Origin of the sequence: Streptomyces justiciae, from assembly GCF_015163075.1 — a bacterium.
Lineage (GTDB): Bacteria > Actinomycetota > Actinomycetes > Streptomycetales > Streptomycetaceae > Streptomyces > Streptomyces justiciae.
Map to the genome: position 1 here is coordinate 313,849 of NZ_JADDXU010000003.1, position 19,495 is coordinate 333,343.

Sequence of the window (19,495 nt, forward strand, 5' to 3'; positions counted from 1 at the left end):
TAGGGACTTGGCGTGAGACGGTCACGCCGACCGGGGCGGGGTGGAGGTCAGTCGGTCATCGGGTACGGCCGGACGACCGGGGTCGGTGCTTCGAGCGGCCGTACGGGCACGTAGGGCCGGAAGGGCTTGAGCGCCGCCAGGTCCGGCACCAGGTGTGCGGTGTCCTGGCAGATCTCGGCGGCGTCGCCGAGGGAGAGGTACGGCGTGCGGATGCGGGACCAGCCACCCGAGGTGTCGCCCGCCACGGCCAGTCCGGGCAGCTCGGGCGCGATGGCGCAGGCGGCGTAGACCGCTTCCGGGGCGATGTCGCCGAGTGCCATCTTGGCGGAGGCTTCGTCGTTGACGCGGTGGCAGACGCGGCCGGTCAGCTGGGCGCGCAGCATGGTGGCGCCCTTTCCGAGTTCGGCGCCGAAGCGCTGCCCGCAGACTTCGAGGTAGATGCCGGCGGCGCGGCCGAGCTGGGCGAGGCGGATGAGTTGGGTGACCATCTCGTCCCGCCGTTCCTCGTCCTTCTTCGTGGCGACGAGGAAGAGTTCGGCGACCTCGTCGACGAACAGCACGATCGGGGTGGGGCGTTCGTGCTCGGGCAGACCCCAGATGTCGGAGGTGATCTCCTCGTCGGGGGTGCTGGGGGCGATGCCCTGCCGGGCCTTGATCAAGTCGTAGCGGTCCTCCATCTCCTGGACGAGTGCGGGAAGCAGTGCAGCGGCCTGTTCCGGGTCAGTGGCGAGTGCGGAGAGCCGGGGTGCGAAGGGCGCCAGTTCCACGCCGCGTTTGCAGTCGATGCCGACGAGGGCGACGGGTTGCGGGGCGAGTCCGGTGATGAGGTGGCGTAGGTACATGGACTTGCCGGACAAGGTGGCGCCGAGGGTGAGTTGGTGAGGGATGGTGCGGTAGTCGCGTACGAAGGGGGTGGCGTCCTCGCGGAGCGCGACCGGGATATGCAGGTGCCCGCTGTCGACCTTGCGAGGCATCCGTACGCGGCGCAGGACGTCGTAGCCGACGAGCCGGAGTTCGACGACACCGGGCTTGACGGTGGTGACGTACACGGCGTGAACGCCCCAGGCGTGCCGCAGCCGTTCGGCGGATGCGGCGACATCGGCGGGTTCCTGGCCCGGGGCGAGCCGGAGCCGTATCCGCAGGCCAGTCGTGGTGGGGCGGATGATGCCCCGGCGGGGCGGGACGGGTCGTATCTCTCGGTTCGTGGTGGCCTTGACCGCGAGGACCCGCAGCCGGGACGGCGCGACGGTCAGGCCGCATGCTTCCATGACGGAGGCGTACGAGCCGAGCAGCCGGGCGGTGGAGACCGGCAGGCCGACGGTGGACCAGTAGACGGCCGGGTGCTTGGCCCGGGCGTAGGCGGCCCCGCCGCCGAGTGCGGCGACAGGACCACCCACCTCCAGGAGCGTTGCTATGTCGGTCATCAGGCAGCGGCCCCGGTCGCGGCAGCCGGGAAGGCGGCCGGGGTGACGGCGGCGGCGCGGTAGGCGATGCCGTGGCGCTGCTGGCCGTTGAAGACGCTCTCCCACGGCCGGGCGATGAGCCCCGGCAGCGAGACGGGCGAGCCGAGGGCCAGCCCTTCCGAGATGCCGCCCTCAGGAATGGTGACCTTGATGAGCGACGACTCACCGTCCTCGATGTAGACGACGCCGACCGTCATCAGCGGCTCACCGCTGACGGCGTCGGTGGCCCGCTCGCCGGTCTGACGGTCGCGGACCTTCGGCTCCGGAGCCTCGGTCAGCAGGATCGTCGCGGCGGCGGTCTCAACGCGAATGGTGCGCAAGGGAGTTCCCCTATCTACTCGTCTATACATGATGCGTCCTGCGAACCCGATTCCGTGTTCGCGTGGACCACTCTGCCACTCAACTTGCCCACTCGTCTATACGAGTATGCCTGTTGAGGTGTACGAGTCCGAGAACCGACCCCGCGCACCACCGCAAACCATGACGATCAGGTCGCGGGAAGCTGGTACGACAGCACGTATGCGTCAGCCGCCATCACGGTGTCACAGACCTCCACGGCTCGACCCTCGGTGTCGAAGGCGGTCCGGATGAGGTGGATGACGGGCACGCCGGAGGCCAGCCGGAGGGTCTTCACCTCGGCCGGCGAGGGCATCCGGGCGCGGATCTCCTCTTCGAAGTGGTCGAGGCGGTGGCCGAGTTCTTCGAGGCGGGCGTAGATGCCGCCGGGGCCGGGGTTCGGCTCGGCGATCTGGGTGCCGCGGGCGATGTCGAGGGGGAGGTAGGAGGTGGCGAACTCGACCGGGCGTCCGTCGAGGAGGTAGCGGCGGCGCCGGGCGAGCACGCGCCGTACGGAGCCGAGCCGGGTGGAGATGTCCTGGCTGGCCTTCTCTTCCTTGACCTCAAGGCTGTCGACCTGGGGATGACTGCCGACCGTGTCGGCTTCGACGATGAAGGCAGACTTGCCCTGCTCGCGGTGGCGCCGCGCGAACCGGTCGGAGGCCAGACGCCGCACGGGCGGCCGGGGCCGCACGAAGACGCCCTTGCCGTGCTCGGCGTGCACGAGCCCTTCCCCCTGAAGGATGGAGAAGGAGTTTCGGACCGTCATACGGGATACCCCGTAATGCTCGACAAGGTCTGCTTCCGAGGGCAGCTTCTCGCCTTCCCGGAATCGCCCACGGTCGATGGCCTCACGCAGCTGGTCGGCGATCTGCCGGAAGACCGCACGATCGCTCGTGGGGTCGAGATCACCGAGAAGGCCCGAAGAAAGAGGGCTCACGTGTACTCCTTTAGGTATCTAGACGAGTGGGCGAGTCTTGTTGCTACGGTGGAGAGCCTAGCCAGCCGAGAGGGCCGAGGAACGTGAGCATGGACCGACCGCACTCCGTGAGCGTCGCTGGAGTGATCGTCGACGCCCAGAACCGCGCCCTCCTGATCCAGCGCCGCGACAACGGCAAGTGGGAACCCCCCCGGCGGCGTCCTCGAACGCGAGGAAACCATCCCCGAGGCCCTGCAACGCGAAGTCCTCGAAGAAACCGGCATCAAGATCGCACTTCCCGCGACCCTGACCGGCGTCTACAAGAACATGACGGGCCTGATCGTCTCCCTGGTCTTCCGCTGCCAGGCCGCCGACGGGACGCCCACCACCGGTTCCGAAACCCGCGCACTGCGCTGGGCCACCCGCGAAGAAGTCTCCGAACTCGCCGACGAGGCGTACGCGATCCGCGTCCTGGACGCACTCGACGCGACGTCCCCGCCGGCCATCCGCGCCCACGACGGCGTGAAACTCGTCTAGCCCGAACCCGCTGCACATGGCGGCCTACCAGCACGAAGGAACTTGTATGCACGAGTATACGAGTGAGACCCGGGTCTGGGGGCTCACTTGCCCGGGATTTCCGGAAGAGGTGAGCCGGGCCCGCCGCTGGACCCGCGACATCCTGCGCGGATCTCCACTCGCGGAGGACGCCGAACTGATCGTGAGCGAGCTGAGCGCGAACGCGATCCTGCACACGGCCAGCGGCCGGGACGCCGGGAGCTTCCACCTGGCTGTGGCGGTGTCGGCGCAGGTGGTCGCGGTGTCGGTCACGGATGACGGCGGCACCAGGAGTGCCCCGAAGGTCGAGCACCAGGACCAGGAGGCGGAGCACGGCCGGGGCCTGGGCATGGTCAGCGTCATCGCTCACCGGGTGGTGGTCCATGACAGCGACGGCGGCCACACGGTCACCGCGGAACTCTTCACCGACGCCCAGATGGGAGGGCACCCGTGCTGACGACGAGCGGACTGCGACGCGGCTTCTGGTGCGAGTGCTGGACCCAGGACCTCACAGAGAGGGAACGGCCGGCACTGCTGGCATCCTTCGACGCCTACTCGGCTTCCGAGGCGGACAGATGGGTGGCGGCCACGCTCCGCACGATCTCCCCCGCGCTGGACTCTGACGCATCGGACGTGGCATGGGCCTGGCTCTCCCAGGGCCGCATCGCAACCCGCCAAGCCCTCTTACGCTCCGAGCCCTGCACGGTCACGATCACCCAGGACCAGACCCGCATCACATGGACGATCCGACCAGCGATCTTCCTACCACTCGCCCATCGTCAGGGCACCGAACTCCCAGCCTGCGCACACGACTTCGAGCCCCACACGCCCGACTGAGTTACAACTTTCTCTACTAGTTCAAGGCGGCTCGCTCCGCTCCCCGCGCGCGGCCCGGCCCCCGGCCGGGCCTGCGCTCCTGTCTCCGCCCCGCTCCAGCCCGGCCGGCGCCCGTACCGCGCTCACAGCATGCAGCCGCCTGGCGTTAGAGAAGGGGTACGTCGTGGCTGGGGCGGTCGGCTCCACGGCTTTAGGCAGCCACTTTGGCGCGAGCCTCGAAGATCATGGCCCCAACGTCGTGCTTTAACGGGCAGGTCAACAGACTGCCCGACGCGCCGGAAGCTTACGGGGCCATGATCACTCGCGCCAAAGCAGCTCCAGCCCAAAGCCGCTACGCCGACCTCGAAGCTGCGCGAAGGTCCTCTCCCCTGCAGAGTTCTCACGCTGAGGGGACAAGCGCATGAGCTGGCTGCGCTCGTGACCAACTGTTGACGTCTACTTAGGAACGTCTTGAATAGTCAACGCGAGTGTCTAGACCCATGTGGAAGGTGGGATGGATGGTGACGTCCGTGATGGATTCCAGATTTCGCACTCTCTCAGCAAAATCTGGATCGTCCTGGAAGAAACGGAATTCAGATCGACTGCCAGTCTTGCAGCCGATGAAGCCAATGTTGTACAGCAGAGAGACCAGGGGGCCGTACCAGTCTGACCAGCTCCCTTCGGCGTGTGTCCACATTTTCGCAGTGAGCTCATAAACCCATTCGGTTCCGGTAAAGGCCGGATCCCCAGCAGTTTGCGTGATTGCGTCGTCTAGTCTCCGAGTGAATTCGTCTGCCGACATCGGCAGGGTGACACCCTCGAACACCTCGAAGATTCGATCAATCCCGGGGTATGAAGTCTTCCATTCGTCGCGCAGGGCTAACAGGCGCTTACGAGAATAGGGCTCCTCGGCTCCCCTGATTTCATCCCAAGTCAGAGGTTCGGCCCGCCCGGATCGCGCCAATGCTTCATTGAAGAATGCGATGATGTCTCGCGGGCGCATCAGGGTGCGTTGAAGCATGTATTCGAGCGCGTCGCCGCGAGTGGCATTTGTGCGAGGTAGGATTTCGTAAACAGATCGCAGTTTCACGTCAAAGTCGGACGTGGCAACCCGGATTCTTTCGGAAATCAGCTCTTCGAGCTCCGTAGCGGTCCAGCGCATCCTTAGCGCGAGCGCCCGAAACTTTTCCTCTTGCCCACCCGAACGATGGCCAAAGTCTAGGTGCTCAAAGATGTTGGTGCGGAGCGCTACGATGACCTTAAGATTGTCGACTCGCTGTAGATCCAATACTGCCCGAAAAAGGCATCTGATCAAGGCGTTGGCCAGCTTGTCGTCGACCCAGTCCCTGTCGAGGTCGTCGATTACCACATATGTGAAGTTCTGGCGGCTATCCAGGATGTCCTCGTCGAGGACATTAATCATCTTGTTCAGTCTAGCCATCTGAGTTTCGTTGACGATGCGCTGAAATCGATCTGCCAGCTCTGTGCGCACTTCCGAGGAGAAGGTATCTCCTGATGTGGCTCCCAGAGTCGCATCCGCCGACCCCGGCAGGGCGATCTTCCCCTTGGCCTCCTTGTTGATGCGCTCTTCGAACTTTTCTGTAACTTCCCGGACTCTTTGGTCGGCTTCGACCCAAAAGCGGTCCTGGAACTCTTCCAAGTATTCTAGCGCCGCCTTCTTTCCGGGATCTCTGCGAATCTTATCTCGCAGTGTCGCCAGGAAATTTGCCTTTGCTGCAGGGGTGTTCACCTTATAGCGGTGCCGAATGAGTTCTACCAGTAGGACGTGTTTCCACAGTGCGATAAAAAGCGGGTCGAGGCTTACCTCAAGTCCGTCCAAAAATCGCATAATGCCAAGGTTGGTGATGTACTGAAGGGAGAGGTCTTCAGGGATCACCCTTACGACATGCCCCGGAGATTCCTCTTCCAGTTGTTGAAGTGCGGCTGACTTGCCGCTACCGGTCCGCGCAATGATGAAGCAGCGGCGATCATCTTTATCAGAGATCGTCAAGTAGTCGTCTGACTCATAGAAGGCAGAATGCAACAAGCGCTTGTCTGCTTCCGCCTGTTCGGCACCCAAATTAAAATTGGCCCCACGTCGACGTGACTTGTTATGAGTCATTGGCCCCCCTCAACTCCGCAGAAATCCCCGGTACTCTGCGTGATGATCTACGTACGGTAGCGCACCCACGGCGACTTGAGTAGGACTTCGGCAGTTGCCAAGAAACTCTGTCGAAGGAGTACCAGCAGGCACTCGTGGTGGTCAGCTGGCGACTAGCAGGCTCAGTAGGGAGCGCAAGGCTGTACTTCAGCCGGAGACGCTGCGCTCGAACATGGGCCGCGATTGCGGTCTCAACAGAACCCGTTTCCGTAGTTGTTCGCAGGTGTCCCCGATGAGCCCGCAAGCCCTGTGAGCAGGCACTTGTCCAGCTTCGCGGGGCAACTGCGGACGCCTCCGGACCAAGATCGGACGGTTCGTAATGCGTTGGTCTCGGGTTCGGATCCTGGTAGGTAGCTCCACAGGCCCCAGATCAAGACGTCTCGCTGCTGAGCCCTTCGAGTGACTGGCCATCCCTCCAACCCGCTGCGCAAGTGGCGACCCGGGCAACGCGCTCGGGAGCCTCGTGTTCCCAAACCCGTAGGACAGTCCATCCCTCAGCCATCAAGTGATCAGTCGTCCCGACATCCCGAGCCATGTTCTTATCCCCTGGCCAAGGACACCCCCGGGCTCGCGGCTGACACACAGGGAGGCTGAGCGACACACATGGGCGAGAAGAACGCTTAGACGCCTGCCCCGTCTCACTTTCCGTCTCATTCAGCCCCGTTCATGGCCGTTCAGGGGAGACTCGGAAACGTCTCCACGTGGGCAGCCAGTCGCCCATGAACCCAGGTGAACGCCCTCGAACGACCCTCATCACTGCACCCCCACAGTTGGAAAGCGTGTTGCCCGAACCTCAGCCTCATCCTCAGCGGGCGTACCCACCGGATTCAGCGCAACCTTGCTGCCACTACGGCTGCGGCCGTATGGAGGCTCAGCCGCCGGTGACGGCAGGGACGATCACCGCAGCGATCGCAGAGACCAGGCCGGCCACGGCCAAGAAGCCGTTGAACTTTTCTTTCGCCGTCGGGAACACCGCGCGACCGACGTTCCCAACCTTGGTCCGCAACACGATCATCTTGATCTTCTGCCACCGGTGTTGACGATTCCGGCAGCCCATCAGCACGCCGTATGCGTTGTTCCGACAGTAGGTGCGTCCGTCTCGGTTAACGGCACCGCACCAAACCGGTACTTGGAAGGAGGCGTAGGCGAACACTGCTACCGACAGGGCGGCGATGACCGAGAGGGCCCATTGCTGGCTCCACGCCACGATGAGGGCCCCGACCGCGATGTATCCCCAGTACAAGCGCATGGCTTTCCCCATAGCTGCGCAGCGTAGTGGCATATGCGCAGGTCAGGCATCGGTCAGAACTAGCCAGAGTCCCCGCGATGGCGCGCGGCCGCCTCTTGACTCCGGGTTCTCCTGACATCGTGATCTGGCCCGCCCCTGGGCCGTCCGACGCCGCTCGACAGCGGCCAATGACGACCAACAACCACCACCAGGCGCACGAGCCCACCGCCCCTGGCCAGCAAAAACCCAGCTTCCCAAGATCCCGGACAAGACCCAGGGCAAGAAGACACCGGCAAGCCAGCATGTTCATCATGGGGCATGGGGATCGATCTGGAGCTGCACTCATCACGGCCGGCTCACAACAACTGGCGCAAGTCCCGCGTGACGCTCCTGCGGAGTTCCTACGGGCACGGCGACGCGCTGGCCGATGCGCTTGGCTCGCTCCAGCTCCTTGGAGTACCGGGGAGGCTCACTGCCGTCGATCCGTACGGGGACACGTTGATGAACGAGCAAGAGGCCGCAGCCGCCCTCCGGGAGATCCACGGGCTACGGCAGAGATGCGGCGATGAACGTCAGCTCGCCGCGCTGGACGACCTCGCCACGATGCTGGAAGAGTGCGCGGCCACCCCAGGAAGTTATCTGTGGTTCGCGGGCGACTAAAGCCCGTGCCACGTCCGCTGGGTGCGTGTCTAACTGCGTGACAACGCCCACGCACAACGGCGAACAAGGGCGGACGTCTGCGGACCATCAGCGCAGGTGAGAGCTACACCAGTCCCAGGCAGTGGCCCCACCCAAGTTGCTTCGGGGCGAAGGGGTCGTGGGCTAAAGGCCGTTGCGCTCGATCAGCGAACCATCAGGGCCCAGTGTGTAGACGCGCGGCGGGGCCATGGCTTCCACGGCTCTACGCAACTCCGCTTCCTGCTCTGCGAGATCTGGCCCTTGAGGGTTCCTCGTATGGAATCCGTGCAGCTCGATGGCGTCTGCGTCGACGTCATCAGGCTCGGGACGCCCCTCCTGGATGAAGCCGTAGAGCCCCCTCAACGCGTCCTCGCCCAGCTCCAAGGGGTGGAAAGGCAGGGGGTACGGCTCTTCCTCTTCGTCGGGCCAGGGCACGATGTCGGCCGGACGGTTTCCGGCCCAGTAGGGGAGTTCGAAGGGGAGCGGTTCGCCGATGTTCTCGATGATGCCGCTGTCCGGGGACAGGCTCAGGGAGCGGACCAGGCGCCCGTCCTCCCACAGGGCGAACGCAAGCCAGTCGACGACGCTGTGCATGGCGTGCAGGACGAGCCGTCGGCCGGCGCTTGCTGCCACGAGGTGCTCCGGGAGCTGGGAGGGGAGGTCGATCATCACCCTCTGATCACCGATGACCTCCACGCCAGGCCAGCTGGCCGCGTACGCCGTCCCCTTCGGCGGGTACACGCCGTCACTGAGAGTCGAGCCTTCGCACTCCTCGATCTCCAGCCCCGGATACAGCCGCCGCATCATGGCGGCCGTTCGGTCCCGGTCCGCCGGCCCCACTCGTCGCAGCAGCCCGGGTATGTCGCCGTCGGCGTACACCAGCAGTCCCGTCTTGGCTCCCAAAGCCCCTCCCAGAGCGATGCCCATCCTGGCTGACGCAACATAGCCGCACGCACTGACAACCAGGGCTGCCAGAGTCCCGTGACCGCACCACTGGCGCACCAGATCGAGCGGGGAGCAGCGGGGAACCATGGTGAAAGCCACGGAGATCGGCGGGGATCCGTTTACGCGGTTTGCCCAGGTCAGCGGACGAGCGGGCCGTAAATGATCGCAGCTTCCCAAGCTGAGAGCGCGAGTTCGATTCTCGTCACCCGCTCCACGACTAAGGCCCAGGTCAGAGACCCGGGCCTTTTTGCTGTTCATTGTGGTCAGTTGTCGGTTGCCGACCTCAGGCTTCGGCGGTGGTCTTCAGGTCGTGCAGCCATGCTTCGAGGCTCGCGCCGAGGGCTGCGGTCGCGGTGGGCACGTCTGTTTCGATCTGGGTGCCGGTCCAGGTTTCCTCGGTGTGGACGTGCACGCCGTCCTTGGCCTCGCGGAACGTCCACAGGTGGACGCCCTCGTCGATGCGCAGTCCCTCACCTGTCGCGGGGCCGCTCCACAGGATGCAGCGGTGAGGCTGGAGTTCCTGGACGGTGGAGGTGATCACGAGCGTGGTGGCGGGGGTCGTGGGAGTGGCCGGCGCGGGGGTCGTCCACCGGAACTGCGAACCCGCCTTCAGGCGGCCGGGACCGAGACGTTCGGAGGTGATGACTGGGGGCTGCCAGGACGGCCAGCGTTCGACGTCGGTCTGTAGCTTCCAGACAGTGCTCAGTGGCGCCTTGATCACGATGTCGGACTCGTAACGGACAAGGGCGGTGGCATCGACACCTCGCCCGCCGCACCGGGACGTATCACCGTGGGGGGCCACAGAGGCCTGGGCGGTCGGGACGGTGTTCGCGAGAACGGCGGCTACGGCGAGCACGAACGCCGCCCTACCGACGCGAGACCGACGCCGGAGGGTTCGCGTGAGCGGGTGCAAGGGGCGAGGGCCGGTGCTGAACATGGTGTTCCTCTCGTTTCGTTGGGGTGATCGGATCGGGTCACTCAGGTCTGCTACGGGTTCAGCACGATCTTTCCGGCGGCGGTGCCCGACTCGGCCAGCCGCAGGGCCTCGGCGACGCGGGTGAGCGGCAGCTGCGCGGCGATCTGAGCGGTGACCTCGCCGCGCTGGAGGGCGGCGAAGACCTGGGTGAGGTCGGCACGGAGGCGGGCGCGGAAGCGGTTCTTGGCCAGGGCCCTGCCGGCCCAGACATTGAAGAAGTACGCGCGGCGGCGGCCCGGCAAGGCGTTCCACAGCCACACCCGGCCGAGCAGCTTGAGGACGGGCCACTGCTTGGAGCCCTCGTCGTCCCGGGTCGAGGCACTGCCGTACGAGACGAGCGTGCCGCCGGGGGCGAGAAGGCGCCAGGAGTCGACGATGCCGGGGCCGCCGACGTGGTCGAAGACGGCGTCCACGCCATGGGGGGCGAGTTCGCGGATCCGTGCGGCGAGGTCGTCGGTGCGGTAGTCGACGGGGGCGACTCCCCGCTCGCGCAGGGCGTCGTGGTGGCGCGTGGACGCCGTGCCGATCACCTGCGCGCCTGCGGCCTGGGCGAGTTGGACCAGGATCGATCCGACGCCACCGTTCGCGCCGTGCACCACGACGGTGTGCCCGGCACGGACGCGGGCCTTGCGGTGCAGCATCTGCCAGGCGGTGATGCCGTTGACGACCAGGGTCTCCGCCTCCGCCGCACCGATCCCGTCGGGCACGGGCACCACGTCCGCCGCGTCGACGACCACATGACTGGCCCAGCCACCGACCTTGACCAGCGCGGCGACCCGGGTGCCGGCCAGGCCCGGCTCGACTCCCGCGCCGGTCGACAGCACCGTCCCCACGAGGTCGTAGCCGGGCACGAACGGGAACGGCGGCTGGTCGTAGTAGCGGCCGCGCCGCATCTGCTGCTCGGCGAAGGAGACGCCGGTCGCCTCCATGCGGATCACGACCTGGCCGGGGCCCGCGGCGGGTACGGCTCCGTGCCGGATCTGAAGCCCCTCGGGCTCGACCTTGCCCGGCAGGACGACCTCGACGAGTCCATCGGCGTTCATGGCTACCTCCACAGAGTCTGTGAGTTACTGGGCTTCGCGTTCGTTAGAAGTTATAACCGCACTCGTTCGAGAGTGTCAATAACTTCAGTGATAGCCTCTAACTATGGTGAACTCGGAAGCGGAGACCCCGCGTGCGCGCTACCGCGCCCAGGTGCGCACGGAGATCAAACAGCGCGCGTGGGAGCAGATCGCCTCGGCGGGCGCGTCTGCGCTCTCCCTCAACGCGATCGCCAAGCAGATGGGCATGAGCGGACCCGCGCTGTACCGGTACTTCGGCGGTCGCGACGAGCTGATCACCGAGCTCGTCAGGGACGCGTACCGCAGCCTCGCCGACACCTTCCGCGCGGCCGCGGAGGGCGGTGCCGATGTGACCGCGCTGGCGCACGCCTTGCGGGGATGGGCCCTACGGGACCCACAGCGTTACTTCCTCATCTACGGCACGCCCGTCCCCGGCTACCAGGCGCCCGACGACACCACCGCGATCTCGTCCGAGATCATGGCAACCCTGTTGGACGCGTGCGCCGCGTTGCCCTTGGACGGACCGGCGACACCGTTCGACGCACACCTCGAGGACCACCGGAACTGGGCGGACGGCCATCCCGCCCCGCCCGCGGCCCTCCATCGGGCCCTGACCTTCTGGACCCGGCTGCACGGCGTCCTGTCCCTGGAACTCGCCGGCCACTTCACCGGCATGGGGATCGACCCCGCGCAGCTCTTCGCCGCCGAGCTGGACGACCTGACGGGCACACCGGCGAGCTGACCACGCCAAGCCGCGCCTGCGGAGAGCAATATCTGTTCCCGTGAAATGAGAATTGAGTACGGGCCGCAGCGAGTATTCCTCGAGCGACCGGCGGAGCGGAATTGGCCGCCACGCAAAGCCGATCGCACCGTGCTACTGTCGAACTCAGTTGCAGATGTGGTGTCAGAAGGTTTTTCCGACGGCTGATCATCACGGCGACACGGAATACGCACAGGGCGTATTCCCGTACACCGTTCCCGAAGGAGAAACAACATGGCTACTGGCACCGTGAAGTGGTTCAACGCGGAAAAGGGCTTCGGCTTCATCGAGCAGGACGGCGGCGGCGCCGACGTCTTCGCCCACTACTCCAACATCGCCACCCAGGGCTTCCGCGAGCTGCTGGAAGGCCAGAAGGTGTCGTTCGACATCGCGCAGGGCCAGAAGGGCCCGACGGCTGAGAACATCGTTCCCGCCTGACGCGTCGCCGGCACTGACGCACACTTCACGAGCGAGGGCCCGCACCCCAAGGTGCGGGCCCTCGCTCGTTTCATTCCCAGGGTGATTTTCCCCTGTCGTTTTCCAGCCCGTTCCCGCTATTCTCCGCGCCGCTCATTCTTCTGCGGCAATCCCTACGTCTCACCCGTCGAAGTGGATGAGATCTCCTACGGTCCACGCGCTGACGTCCTTGATCGCGACCCGGTACATGCCACCCGTCTCCGGGATTCCGAGGGTGCCTTGCAGGATGCGGGCGAGATGGAAGTGCAGATGCGTGGGCGCCGCGTCGCGAGCGGGCCGGTCTCCTCGAGAACCGCTCGCGAAGACGTCCGAGAACGGGCCGAGGCGGTCCGAGTCCTTCAGGACCTCCGCCACCCGCTCCCGCCACACGGCCTCGGGAGCGAGCCGGCCGGTGATGACGGCGCCGCCGACGACCACGGTCAGCGACATCTGATTGCTTCGCTCGGACTCCACCGTCGCGGAGAGGGCGACGAGCAGCTCATCAGGGTTCGACATGACAGCAAAGCTTATGCGGCCCACCCGTGTGGCCGGTCATCGAAGGGTTCTTGCTCCATCAAGGGAGTGAAATCTTCTCTTGCCGGAGTAGATTTTCGGCCCTGGCATGGGTACGCTTCTTCTCGTAGACACGGTCGACGAGACCCGCCAGACACGAACTGGCGGGTGGCAGTACCGGTTCCATCAGTAGTTGGTTCAGAGAGGAACGGAGGAGCAGACGCCATCAGGATCGCCCGGCCCGAGGAGCACTCGGCCCGGGTACCGCAAGACCCCGGAATGGATGGTGGTCCCCGGTCAAGCAGCTGCGATCCCCCCGCACCCCCCTCTGCCGGGCCGGGTAGCGGAAACAGAAGGTCGGCACAGCAGTAGGGCCGACAGATGGTGTTCAATTTCCTTCGGGGCCCTGGTGCCGTACGGCACCAGGGCCCCTCGACGCGTTATACGACGAGGTGACATGACATCGGACAACCCCCTGAATGATCGTCTGGACGACGACGACTACCCCGCGTACACCATGGGCCGGGCAGCCGAGATGCTGGGCGCCACCCCGGCCTTTCTCCGAGCCCTCGGCGAGGCTCGTCTGATCACTCCGCTCCGCTCGGAGGGAGGACATCGCCGGTACTCCCGCTACCAACTGCGGATCGCCGCGCGCGCCCGGGAGCTCGTCGACAAGGGGACTCCGATCGAGGCCGCGTGCCGCATCGTCATCCTCGAGGACCAGCTCGAGGAAGCGCAGCGCATCAACGCCGAATACCGGCGTGCCGCCGCCGAATCGGCGGACCGTGCCGGCTCCGGTTCCGGCCCCGCCTGAACACACGGGTGCGTGCCGTATCGCAGAACAGTCCGCAGATCAGCCGCCGTCCGACCGTCCAGGCCATGCCTTCGGCCCGTCACATCACACCCGCCCAGCAGGCCACGAGTTGAGAGGCAGCGGGCCGCGGTCGATGACCGTGCGGATGCAGAACGTGCTGCGGGCGTCTCGGACCAGTCCGATGGACAGGATCTGGTCCGTCAGGACCTTCTCGAAGGTGCGCAGGTCCGGGACCGCCGGTTCGACGAAGAAGCCGGCGTCGCCGGAGACCACATGGCACCGTCAGCGTTCCGCAGCGGCCAGATCTGTCCACCGTGATCTTCCGGCTCCGCCCCGCCGACAGCAGCCAGGGCGCCGTGGCGCGGGCCGACGAGGCGAGTCGGCTGCTGCTGGAGCGGATCAACGGCCATCGGCGCATCATGCTCTCCAGCACGGTCGTCGACGGCCGCTACACCCTGCGCGTCTGCGTGGTCTCCCACCGCACCCACCACGACCGCATCGCCGAGGCGCTGGAGATCATCACCGCGGAGGCACGCTGACGCATCCCGGCGCGTCAGCCGTATCCGCCGTCGCTGCGGCGCCTCGGAGTCACGTACCGCCCGGCCCCCCGCTTCCGAAGGAACCGCCCGAGCCGCCGCTCCAGCGGGGGCGGGTCTGATTCTCGGCGGGCCTGCTTCCGTGGTGTTCGAGGTCGTGGGGAGTGAGGCGTTCGCTTTCGTCGCCGGCGCGTGGGACCTCGTCCGGTTCGCGGCGCTGGCGGGTCTCGGGGGTGGCTTCCGCGTCCGGGGGTGGGCTGGCGTGGTGGGTGGGGTCGTCCGGTCGCCGCGGGTCCTGTTCACGGCGGCGCACCCGCAGGCCGAACCGTACGGACCACACGAGCGCGGCCGCGACGGCCAGTCCTACGACGAGTACGACGATCACGCCGGCCGCGGAGCCGGCGGCGACCACTTGCAGTGCGTGCGTGTAGACGTTCATGCCGGCCGAGTACCCGGACGCGGGCGGCGGAGGCGCGACCTCCCCGTTTTCCCGGTCCGTGGCCGGTAGCGTCGCCGCGGACAGCCGCGGACAGCCCCAGACGGCCGGGGCAGCCGCCGTTTCCCTGGCCGCCGTCAGGGCACTCGCGACGACGGTCCGCACCCACGGGCCCACGCCCCGCGCGCCCCTGCCCCACCCCCTTCGAGCCGCCGGCCAAGGAGGACGATGACCCAAGCCACGGAACGCCGCCACGAGCCTCGACGGTCCGGCTCCCGCGGCCCCTCCCTGGGCCGGACGCTGTTGCGCTGGGCGAGTACGACCGACCACAAGGTGATCGGCCGCCTCTACATGGTCACGGCGTTCTGCTTCTTCCTCTTCGCTGGGCTGCTCGCTCTGGCCATGCGGGCCGAACTCGCGCGTCCCGGGCTTCAGTTCGTGAACGAGCACACCTACAACCAGCTCTTCACCATCCACGGCACGATCATGATGCTGCTGTTCGCGACGCCGATGTTCGCCGGTTTCGCCAACGCGGTGATGCCGTTGCAGATCGGCGCCCCGGACGTCGCCTTCCCGCGGCTCAACGCGCTGTCGTACTGGATGTATCTCTTCGGCGGGCTGATGGTCGTGTCCGGGTTCGTGGTGCCCGGCGGGGCCGCCGCGTTCGGCTGGTTCGCGTACGCGCCGCTGAACAGCGCGTACCACTCCCCCGGCGCGGGCGGCGATCTGTGGGTCATGGGACTGGTCGTCACCGGGGTGTCCACCACGCTCGGCGCGGTCAACTTCATCGCCACGATCCTGTGTCTGCGCGCCCCCGGCATGACCATGTTCCGGATGCCGATCTTCACGTGGAACGTGCTGTTCACGTCGATCCTCGTGCTGCCCGCGTTCCCCGTGCTGACCGCCGCGCTGCTCGCCCTGGAGGCGGACCGGAAGTTCGGCGCGCACATCTTCGACGCGGCGAACGGCGGGGCGATCCTCTGGCAGCACCTGTTCTGGTTCTTCGGGCATCCCGAGGTCTACATCGTCGCGCTGCCGTTCTTCGGGATCATCTCGGAGATCATCCCCGTCTTCTCCCGGAAGCCGATCTTCGGCTATGTGTCGCTGATCGGCGCGACCATCGCGATCACCATGCTGTCCGCGGTCGTGTGGGCGCACCACATGTTCGCCACCGGCGCGGTACTGCTGCCGTTCTTCTCCCTGATGTCGTTCCTGATCGCGGTGCCGACCGGCATCAAGTTCTTCGCCTGGATCGGCACCATGCGCCACGGCTCGCTGTCCTTCGAGACACCGATGCTGTGGGCGATGGGGTTCCTGATGTCGTTCCTGCTGGGCGGGTTGAGCGGGGTGCTCATCGCGTCCCCGCCGCTCGACTTCCATGTCACGGACTCGTACTTCATCGTCGCGCATCTGCACTAAGTGCTGTTCGGGACGGTCGTGTTCGCGATGTTCGCCGGGTTCTACTTCTGGTGGCCGAAGTTCACCGGGAAGATGCTCGACGAGCGGCTCGGCAAGATTCACTTCTGGCTGCTGTTCCCGGCCTTCCAGCTGACGTTCCTGGTCCAGCACTGGCTCGGCGAGGAGGGCATGCCGCGCCGGTACGCCGACTACCTCCCCGCCGACGGGTTCACGCTCCTCAACACCCTGTCCTCGACCGGGGCCTTCCTCCTGGGCATCTCCACTCTCCCCTTCCTCTACAACGTCTGGCACACCGCCAGATACGGCAAGCAGGTCACCGAGGAGGACCCCTGGGGCTTCGGGCGCTCCCTGGAATGGGCGACGAGCTGCCCGCCGCCCCGCCACAACTTCGTGGCCCTGCCGCGGGTGCGGTCCGAGTCCCCCGCCTTCGACCTGCGGCATCCCGAGGTCACCCGGCAGACGAAGGAGGAGGCGGGCCGATGAAGGTCGAGGCGCTGCTCTTCGGCGGAGTCGCCGCGTTCTTCGGCGGTACGGCCGTGCTGTACGGCCTCTGGTCCGGCGATCCCGCCGGTACGGCGGCGCTGGTCGTGGCCTTCGCGATGGCCGCGCTCGTCTCGTTCTTCTGCGCGATGCAGTACCGGCGCAAGGGGCGGCGCCCTCAGGACCGTAACGACGCCGAAGTGGCGGACGGGGCCGGGCCGTTGGAGTTCTTCCCGGACGAGAGTCCGTGGCCGATCGTCACCGCGGTCGGGTTCGCCGTCGCCGCGACCGGTGTGGTCTACGGGCTGTGGCTGTTCCTCATCGGGTTCGGTGTGCTGGCGCGGGGGGTTCTTGGGCTGGTGTTCCAGTACGCCGGTCGGGGTGCCGATCAGGAGCAGGGGGAGGGCTGACGGGCGTACGGGGGGCTCCGGGGCGGAACTTCTCGACCGGGCGGTGGTCGCTCTCGTAGCCGCCGTCGATGGTCTGCCGTACGTCCCCCGTGCCCACGCCCTCCTCCAAGCGCTGCCGCTCCGACTCCAGCAGGGCGTGGCAGAGCCGCCGGGTGAGCATGAAGGCGAGCACGGGGGCCACGACGAGAGCGATGCGCAGGACCCAGGTGAGGGTGTTGAGGGAGATGCGGAAGGTCTGGGCCACGACGTCGTTGCCGCCGGCCAGCAGCAGGACGCCGTAGAAGGTGATCCCGGCGACGCCGAGGCCGGTGCGGACGGGGCGTTCGCGCGGCCGGTCGCACAGGTGGTGCTCCTCGTGGCGCTCGCCGGTCAGGCGCTGTTCGACGAACGGGTACGCGTACAGGACGAGGAACAGCAGCGCGGGCAGGACGACCGCGGGCAGCAGGACGTTCCACATGATCGTGTGCCCGGCGACGGAGGTCTCCCACGGGGGTACGAGTCGCAGCGCGCCCTCCAGGAAGCCGACGTACCAGTCGGGCTGGGAGCCGGTCGACGCCTGGTCGGGGCGGTAAGGGCCGTACGTCCACACCGGGTTGATCTGCGCGAGGCCGGCCAGCAGGGTCAGCACGCCGAAGACGAGGAGGCTCAGGCCCGCCGAGGTGGCCGTGAAGTGGGGGAAGAGGGGTTTGCCGACGACGTTGCGGTTCGTGCGGCCGGGGCCGCGCCACTGGGTGTGCTTGAGATAGAAGACCAGGATGAGGTGCACGGTGACCAGGGCGATCAGCACCCCGGGGAGCAGCAGGATGTGCAGGCTGTAGAGCCTCGGGACGATGTCCTGGCCCGGGAACTCGGAGCCGAACGCGAACATGCTGACGTACGTGCCGACGACCGGGATGGACAGCATGATGCCCTGCGCGATCCGCAGGCCCGTGCCGGAGAGCAGGTCGTCGGGGAGGGAGTAGCCCGCGAAGCCCTCGGCGAGGGAGAGCAGGAACAGGGTGACGCCGATGACCCAGTTCACCTCGCGCGGCCTGCGGAAGGCCCCCGTGAAGAAGACGCGCAGCAGGTGCGCGCCGATCGCCGCGACGAACACCAGGGCCGCCCAGTGGTGGAGCTGCCGGATGAGGAGACCGCCGCGTACGTCGAAGCTGATGTGCAGGGTGGAGTCGAAGGCGGCCGACATCCGCACGCCCCGCAGCGGCACGTATCGGCCGTCGTAGACCACCTCGCGCATCTCCGGCTTGAAGAACAGCGTGAGCCATACGCCGGTCAGGACCAGGACGACCAGGCTGTAGAGGGCGAGTTCGCCGAGGAAGAACGACCAGTGGTGCGGGAACGCCTTGCGCAGCAGCCGCCCCGCGCCGTCCGTGAGTGGCAGACGCGCGTCGACCGTGTCGGCGAGCCACTCCCCGCGGGCACGCTCCTCGCCCCGCTGTGGCGGGGAGACCTCTCGGCGCTGCGCCCTCATACGACCTCCGCGTCGTCCGTGCGCTCCGCAGACATCCCTTGCCCTCGGACCGCCGGGCGAGTACCCGCGTCCCGCGAAACACTCGCACGGCCCGGACCCGGCACCCGTTCGGGCGCGGGTCGGGGGGGCGGTGTGCTCGGGGGGTGGGCGGGTTCTCGGCGAGGCCGGCCGGGAACCCGCTCTGCGGCAGCCCGGCAGAGCGGCGTGCCAGGCCCCGCGTCTGCGGCATGGCCCGCCGGACAGGCGCTAGCGCACGTCGACGAAGTCGCCCGTGGCCTTCACCGCGCTCGTCGTCATCGTGCCGCGGAACTCGTACCGCCAGTAGCGGTCGCCGGTCGCGGTGACCTTGGCGGTCGCGACGCCGGTGGAGTTGGTCAGGGTGTAGCCCAGGGACTCGTAGTAGCTGACGCCCGGGCGGCGGAACTCGAGGTAGGCGCGCTGGTTCGTGTAGCCGCGGTAGTCGTGGGTGTCCCAGTTGGCGCGGGAGAGCTTGCCCGTGACGGTGAGGGTGGCGCCCTTGGCGACGGGCTCGGGGGCGGCGTTGACGGTCAGCTTGCCGTAGCGCTTCATGAAGAAGGAGGTGTAGCCGTCCGTCTTCACGTAGTCCCCGTCGTTGGCGTAGGCCTCAGCGTGGACCTTCCAGATGCCGGCCAGGGAGTTCTTGAGGTCGCGGCGGGGGTCGATCGTGTAGTGCTTGGTGCAGACGGACGTGGTGCCGTCGGCCGTGCACACCGCCGCCGACTCCGTGGGTTTGAGCACCGCGTCGGCCGCGCCGAGGTTCTTGCCGTGGAAGAGCGTGAAGTCCGCGGACTTGATCCCGGAGTCATCGCTGGCCGTCAGTTTGACGGTGATCGTCCGGGAGTTGGTGGTGCCGAGGACGACGTCGTTGCCGGCGCCGCCTCCGCCGGTGATCCGGAAGGCGCCGACATCGGCGTTGCCCACCACCTCGTTCGCCTGGGCGCCGGGGGTGAGGAGCGCGGCTATGGCCAGGGCGCCGAGCAGGCCGGAGCCGATCATGAGTCTTCGCATGGAGTCCCCGAAGGGTCGGGCCCGCGGAGGCGGGCC

21 protein-coding genes and 2 pseudogenes are annotated in these 19,495 nt (G+C 67.0%); 10 read left to right on the forward strand and 13 right to left on the reverse strand.

What is annotated here, in order from left to right; genetic code table 11:
* Positions 1-47: 47 nt before the first annotated feature.
* From IQ210_RS09755 to IQ210_RS09765, 3 genes are all read right to left on the reverse strand, one after another.
* The gene (locus tag IQ210_RS09755; RefSeq protein WP_194078492.1) at positions 48-1,424 is read right to left on the reverse strand and encodes an FtsK/SpoIIIE domain-containing protein; all 1,377 of its coding nucleotides are present in this window, start codon (positions 1,422-1,424) and stop codon (positions 48-50) included.
* Positions 1,424-1,783: an SCO3933 family regulatory protein gene (locus IQ210_RS09760; RefSeq protein WP_194078494.1), complete on the reverse strand. Its 360-nt coding sequence runs from the start codon at positions 1,781-1,783 to the stop codon at positions 1,424-1,426. Before IQ210_RS09760 ends, IQ210_RS09755 begins: the two co-directional genes overlap by 1 nt.
* Before the next feature lie 167 nt (positions 1,784-1,950).
* Positions 1,951-2,739 carry a GntR family transcriptional regulator gene (locus IQ210_RS09765; protein WP_194078495.1) on the reverse strand — a complete coding sequence of 263 codons (789 nt, stop codon included), beginning with the start codon at positions 2,737-2,739 and terminating at the stop codon, positions 1,951-1,953.
* 107 nt (positions 2,740-2,846) lie between these two features.
* Between IQ210_RS09765 and IQ210_RS09770 the strand changes: the two are divergent.
* The 3 genes and pseudogenes from IQ210_RS09770 (at position 2,847) to IQ210_RS47155 (ending at position 4,110) form a co-directional block, all read left to right on the forward strand.
* Positions 2,847-3,255 (forward strand): annotated as a pseudogene (locus tag IQ210_RS09770) (NUDIX hydrolase).
* 46 nt (positions 3,256-3,301) lie between these two features.
* Complete coding sequence (locus IQ210_RS09775; RefSeq protein ID WP_194078497.1) at positions 3,302-3,730, forward strand: ATP-binding protein; 429 nt, start codon at positions 3,302-3,304, stop codon at positions 3,728-3,730.
* Complete coding sequence (locus tag IQ210_RS47155) at positions 3,727-4,110, forward strand: hypothetical protein (protein WP_228047546.1); 384 nt, start codon at positions 3,727-3,729, stop codon at positions 4,108-4,110. The genes IQ210_RS09775 and IQ210_RS47155 overlap by 4 nt, the downstream gene beginning before the upstream one ends.
* 439 nt (positions 4,111-4,549) lie before the next feature.
* Here IQ210_RS47155 and IQ210_RS09780 read toward each other — a convergent pair whose 3' ends face one another.
* On the reverse strand, positions 4,550-6,211 hold the full coding sequence (locus tag IQ210_RS09780; RefSeq protein ID WP_194078498.1) for a P-loop ATPase, Sll1717 family: 1,662 nt from the start codon (positions 6,209-6,211) through the stop codon (positions 4,550-4,552).
* Positions 6,212-7,121: 910 nt separating this feature from the next.
* Positions 7,122-7,511 carry a hypothetical protein gene (locus IQ210_RS09785; RefSeq protein ID WP_194078500.1) on the reverse strand — a complete coding sequence of 130 codons (390 nt, stop codon included), beginning with the start codon at positions 7,509-7,511 and terminating at the stop codon, positions 7,122-7,124.
* Positions 7,512-7,796: 285 nt separating this feature from the next.
* Between IQ210_RS09785 and IQ210_RS09790 the strand changes: the two genes are divergently transcribed.
* Complete coding sequence (locus tag IQ210_RS09790) at positions 7,797-8,138, forward strand: hypothetical protein (RefSeq protein WP_194078501.1); 342 nt, start codon at positions 7,797-7,799, stop codon at positions 8,136-8,138.
* A 162-nt stretch (positions 8,139-8,300) separates the two neighbouring features.
* Here IQ210_RS09790 and IQ210_RS09795 read toward each other — a convergent pair whose 3' ends face one another.
* From IQ210_RS09795 to IQ210_RS09805, 3 genes are all read right to left on the reverse strand, one after another.
* Positions 8,301-9,059 (reverse strand): DUF6928 family protein, encoded by a 759-nt coding sequence (locus IQ210_RS09795; protein WP_194078502.1) that lies wholly within the window; start codon positions 9,057-9,059, stop codon positions 8,301-8,303.
* A 325-nt stretch (positions 9,060-9,384) separates the two neighbouring features.
* The gene (locus IQ210_RS09800; protein WP_194078503.1) at positions 9,385-10,038 is read right to left on the reverse strand and encodes an SRPBCC family protein; all 654 of its coding nucleotides are present in this window, start codon (positions 10,036-10,038) and stop codon (positions 9,385-9,387) included.
* Positions 10,039-10,088: 50 nt separating this feature from the next.
* Positions 10,089-11,120, reverse strand: coding sequence for a medium chain dehydrogenase/reductase family protein (locus IQ210_RS09805; protein ID WP_194078504.1), 1,032 nt, complete (start codon positions 11,118-11,120; stop codon positions 10,089-10,091).
* A 103-nt stretch (positions 11,121-11,223) separates the two neighbouring features.
* Between IQ210_RS09805 and IQ210_RS09810 the strand changes: the two genes are divergently transcribed.
* Together IQ210_RS09810 and IQ210_RS09815 are read left to right on the forward strand one after the other, a co-directional pair.
* The gene (locus IQ210_RS09810) at positions 11,224-11,880 is read left to right on the forward strand and encodes a TetR/AcrR family transcriptional regulator (RefSeq protein ID WP_194078505.1); all 657 of its coding nucleotides are present in this window, start codon (positions 11,224-11,226) and stop codon (positions 11,878-11,880) included.
* A 252-nt stretch (positions 11,881-12,132) separates the two neighbouring features.
* On the forward strand, positions 12,133-12,336 hold the full coding sequence (locus IQ210_RS09815) for a cold-shock protein (protein WP_028799214.1): 204 nt from the start codon (positions 12,133-12,135) through the stop codon (positions 12,334-12,336).
* 159 nt (positions 12,337-12,495) lie between these two features.
* Here IQ210_RS09815 and IQ210_RS09820 read toward each other — a convergent pair whose 3' ends face one another.
* On the reverse strand, positions 12,496-12,870 hold the full coding sequence (locus tag IQ210_RS09820) for a hypothetical protein (RefSeq protein ID WP_194078506.1): 375 nt from the start codon (positions 12,868-12,870) through the stop codon (positions 12,496-12,498).
* A 454-nt stretch (positions 12,871-13,324) separates the two neighbouring features.
* On the opposite strand from IQ210_RS09820, the gene IQ210_RS09825 reads away from it, so the two are divergent.
* Positions 13,325-13,681, forward strand: a complete 357-nt coding sequence (locus IQ210_RS09825; protein WP_194078507.1) for a MerR family transcriptional regulator — start codon at positions 13,325-13,327, stop codon at positions 13,679-13,681.
* Positions 13,682-13,765: 84 nt separating this feature from the next.
* Here IQ210_RS09825 and IQ210_RS09830 read toward each other — a convergent pair whose 3' ends face one another.
* Positions 13,766-13,954, reverse strand: coding sequence for an arylsulfatase (locus IQ210_RS09830; RefSeq protein WP_194078508.1), 189 nt, complete (start codon positions 13,952-13,954; stop codon positions 13,766-13,768).
* A gap of 41 nt (positions 13,955-13,995) precedes the next feature.
* On the opposite strand from IQ210_RS09830, the gene IQ210_RS09835 reads away from it, so the two are divergent.
* Positions 13,996-14,220, forward strand: a complete 225-nt coding sequence (locus IQ210_RS09835) for a hypothetical protein (protein ID WP_228047423.1) — start codon at positions 13,996-13,998, stop codon at positions 14,218-14,220.
* Positions 14,221-14,269: 49 nt separating this feature from the next.
* On the opposite strand, the gene IQ210_RS09840 is transcribed toward IQ210_RS09835, so the two are convergent.
* Positions 14,270-14,656 (reverse strand): DUF6479 family protein, encoded by a 387-nt coding sequence (locus tag IQ210_RS09840; protein ID WP_194078509.1) that lies wholly within the window; start codon positions 14,654-14,656, stop codon positions 14,270-14,272.
* Between the two features lie 225 nt (positions 14,657-14,881).
* Here IQ210_RS09840 and ctaD point away from each other — a divergent pair.
* Both ctaD and ctaF read left to right on the forward strand, forming a co-directional pair.
* Positions 14,882-16,555 (forward strand): annotated as a pseudogene (gene ctaD, locus IQ210_RS09845) (aa3-type cytochrome oxidase subunit I).
* A complete protein-coding gene (gene ctaF, locus IQ210_RS09850; RefSeq protein ID WP_194078510.1) occupies positions 16,552-16,962 on the forward strand; it encodes an aa3-type cytochrome oxidase subunit IV in 411 nt (136 codons plus the stop codon). The pseudogene ctaD and the gene ctaF overlap by 4 nt, the downstream one beginning before the upstream one ends.
* Here ctaF and qcrB read toward each other — a convergent pair.
* Together qcrB and IQ210_RS09860 are read right to left on the reverse strand one after the other, a co-directional pair.
* Positions 16,871-18,430, reverse strand: a complete 1,560-nt coding sequence (gene qcrB / locus IQ210_RS09855; RefSeq protein WP_194078511.1) for a cytochrome bc1 complex cytochrome b subunit — start codon at positions 18,428-18,430, stop codon at positions 16,871-16,873. The genes ctaF and qcrB overlap by 92 nt on opposite strands.
* 246 nt (positions 18,431-18,676) lie before the next feature.
* Positions 18,677-19,459 carry a calcium-binding protein gene (locus IQ210_RS09860; protein WP_194078512.1) on the reverse strand — a complete coding sequence of 261 codons (783 nt, stop codon included), beginning with the start codon at positions 19,457-19,459 and terminating at the stop codon, positions 18,677-18,679.
* Positions 19,460-19,495: the final 36 nt, after the last annotated feature.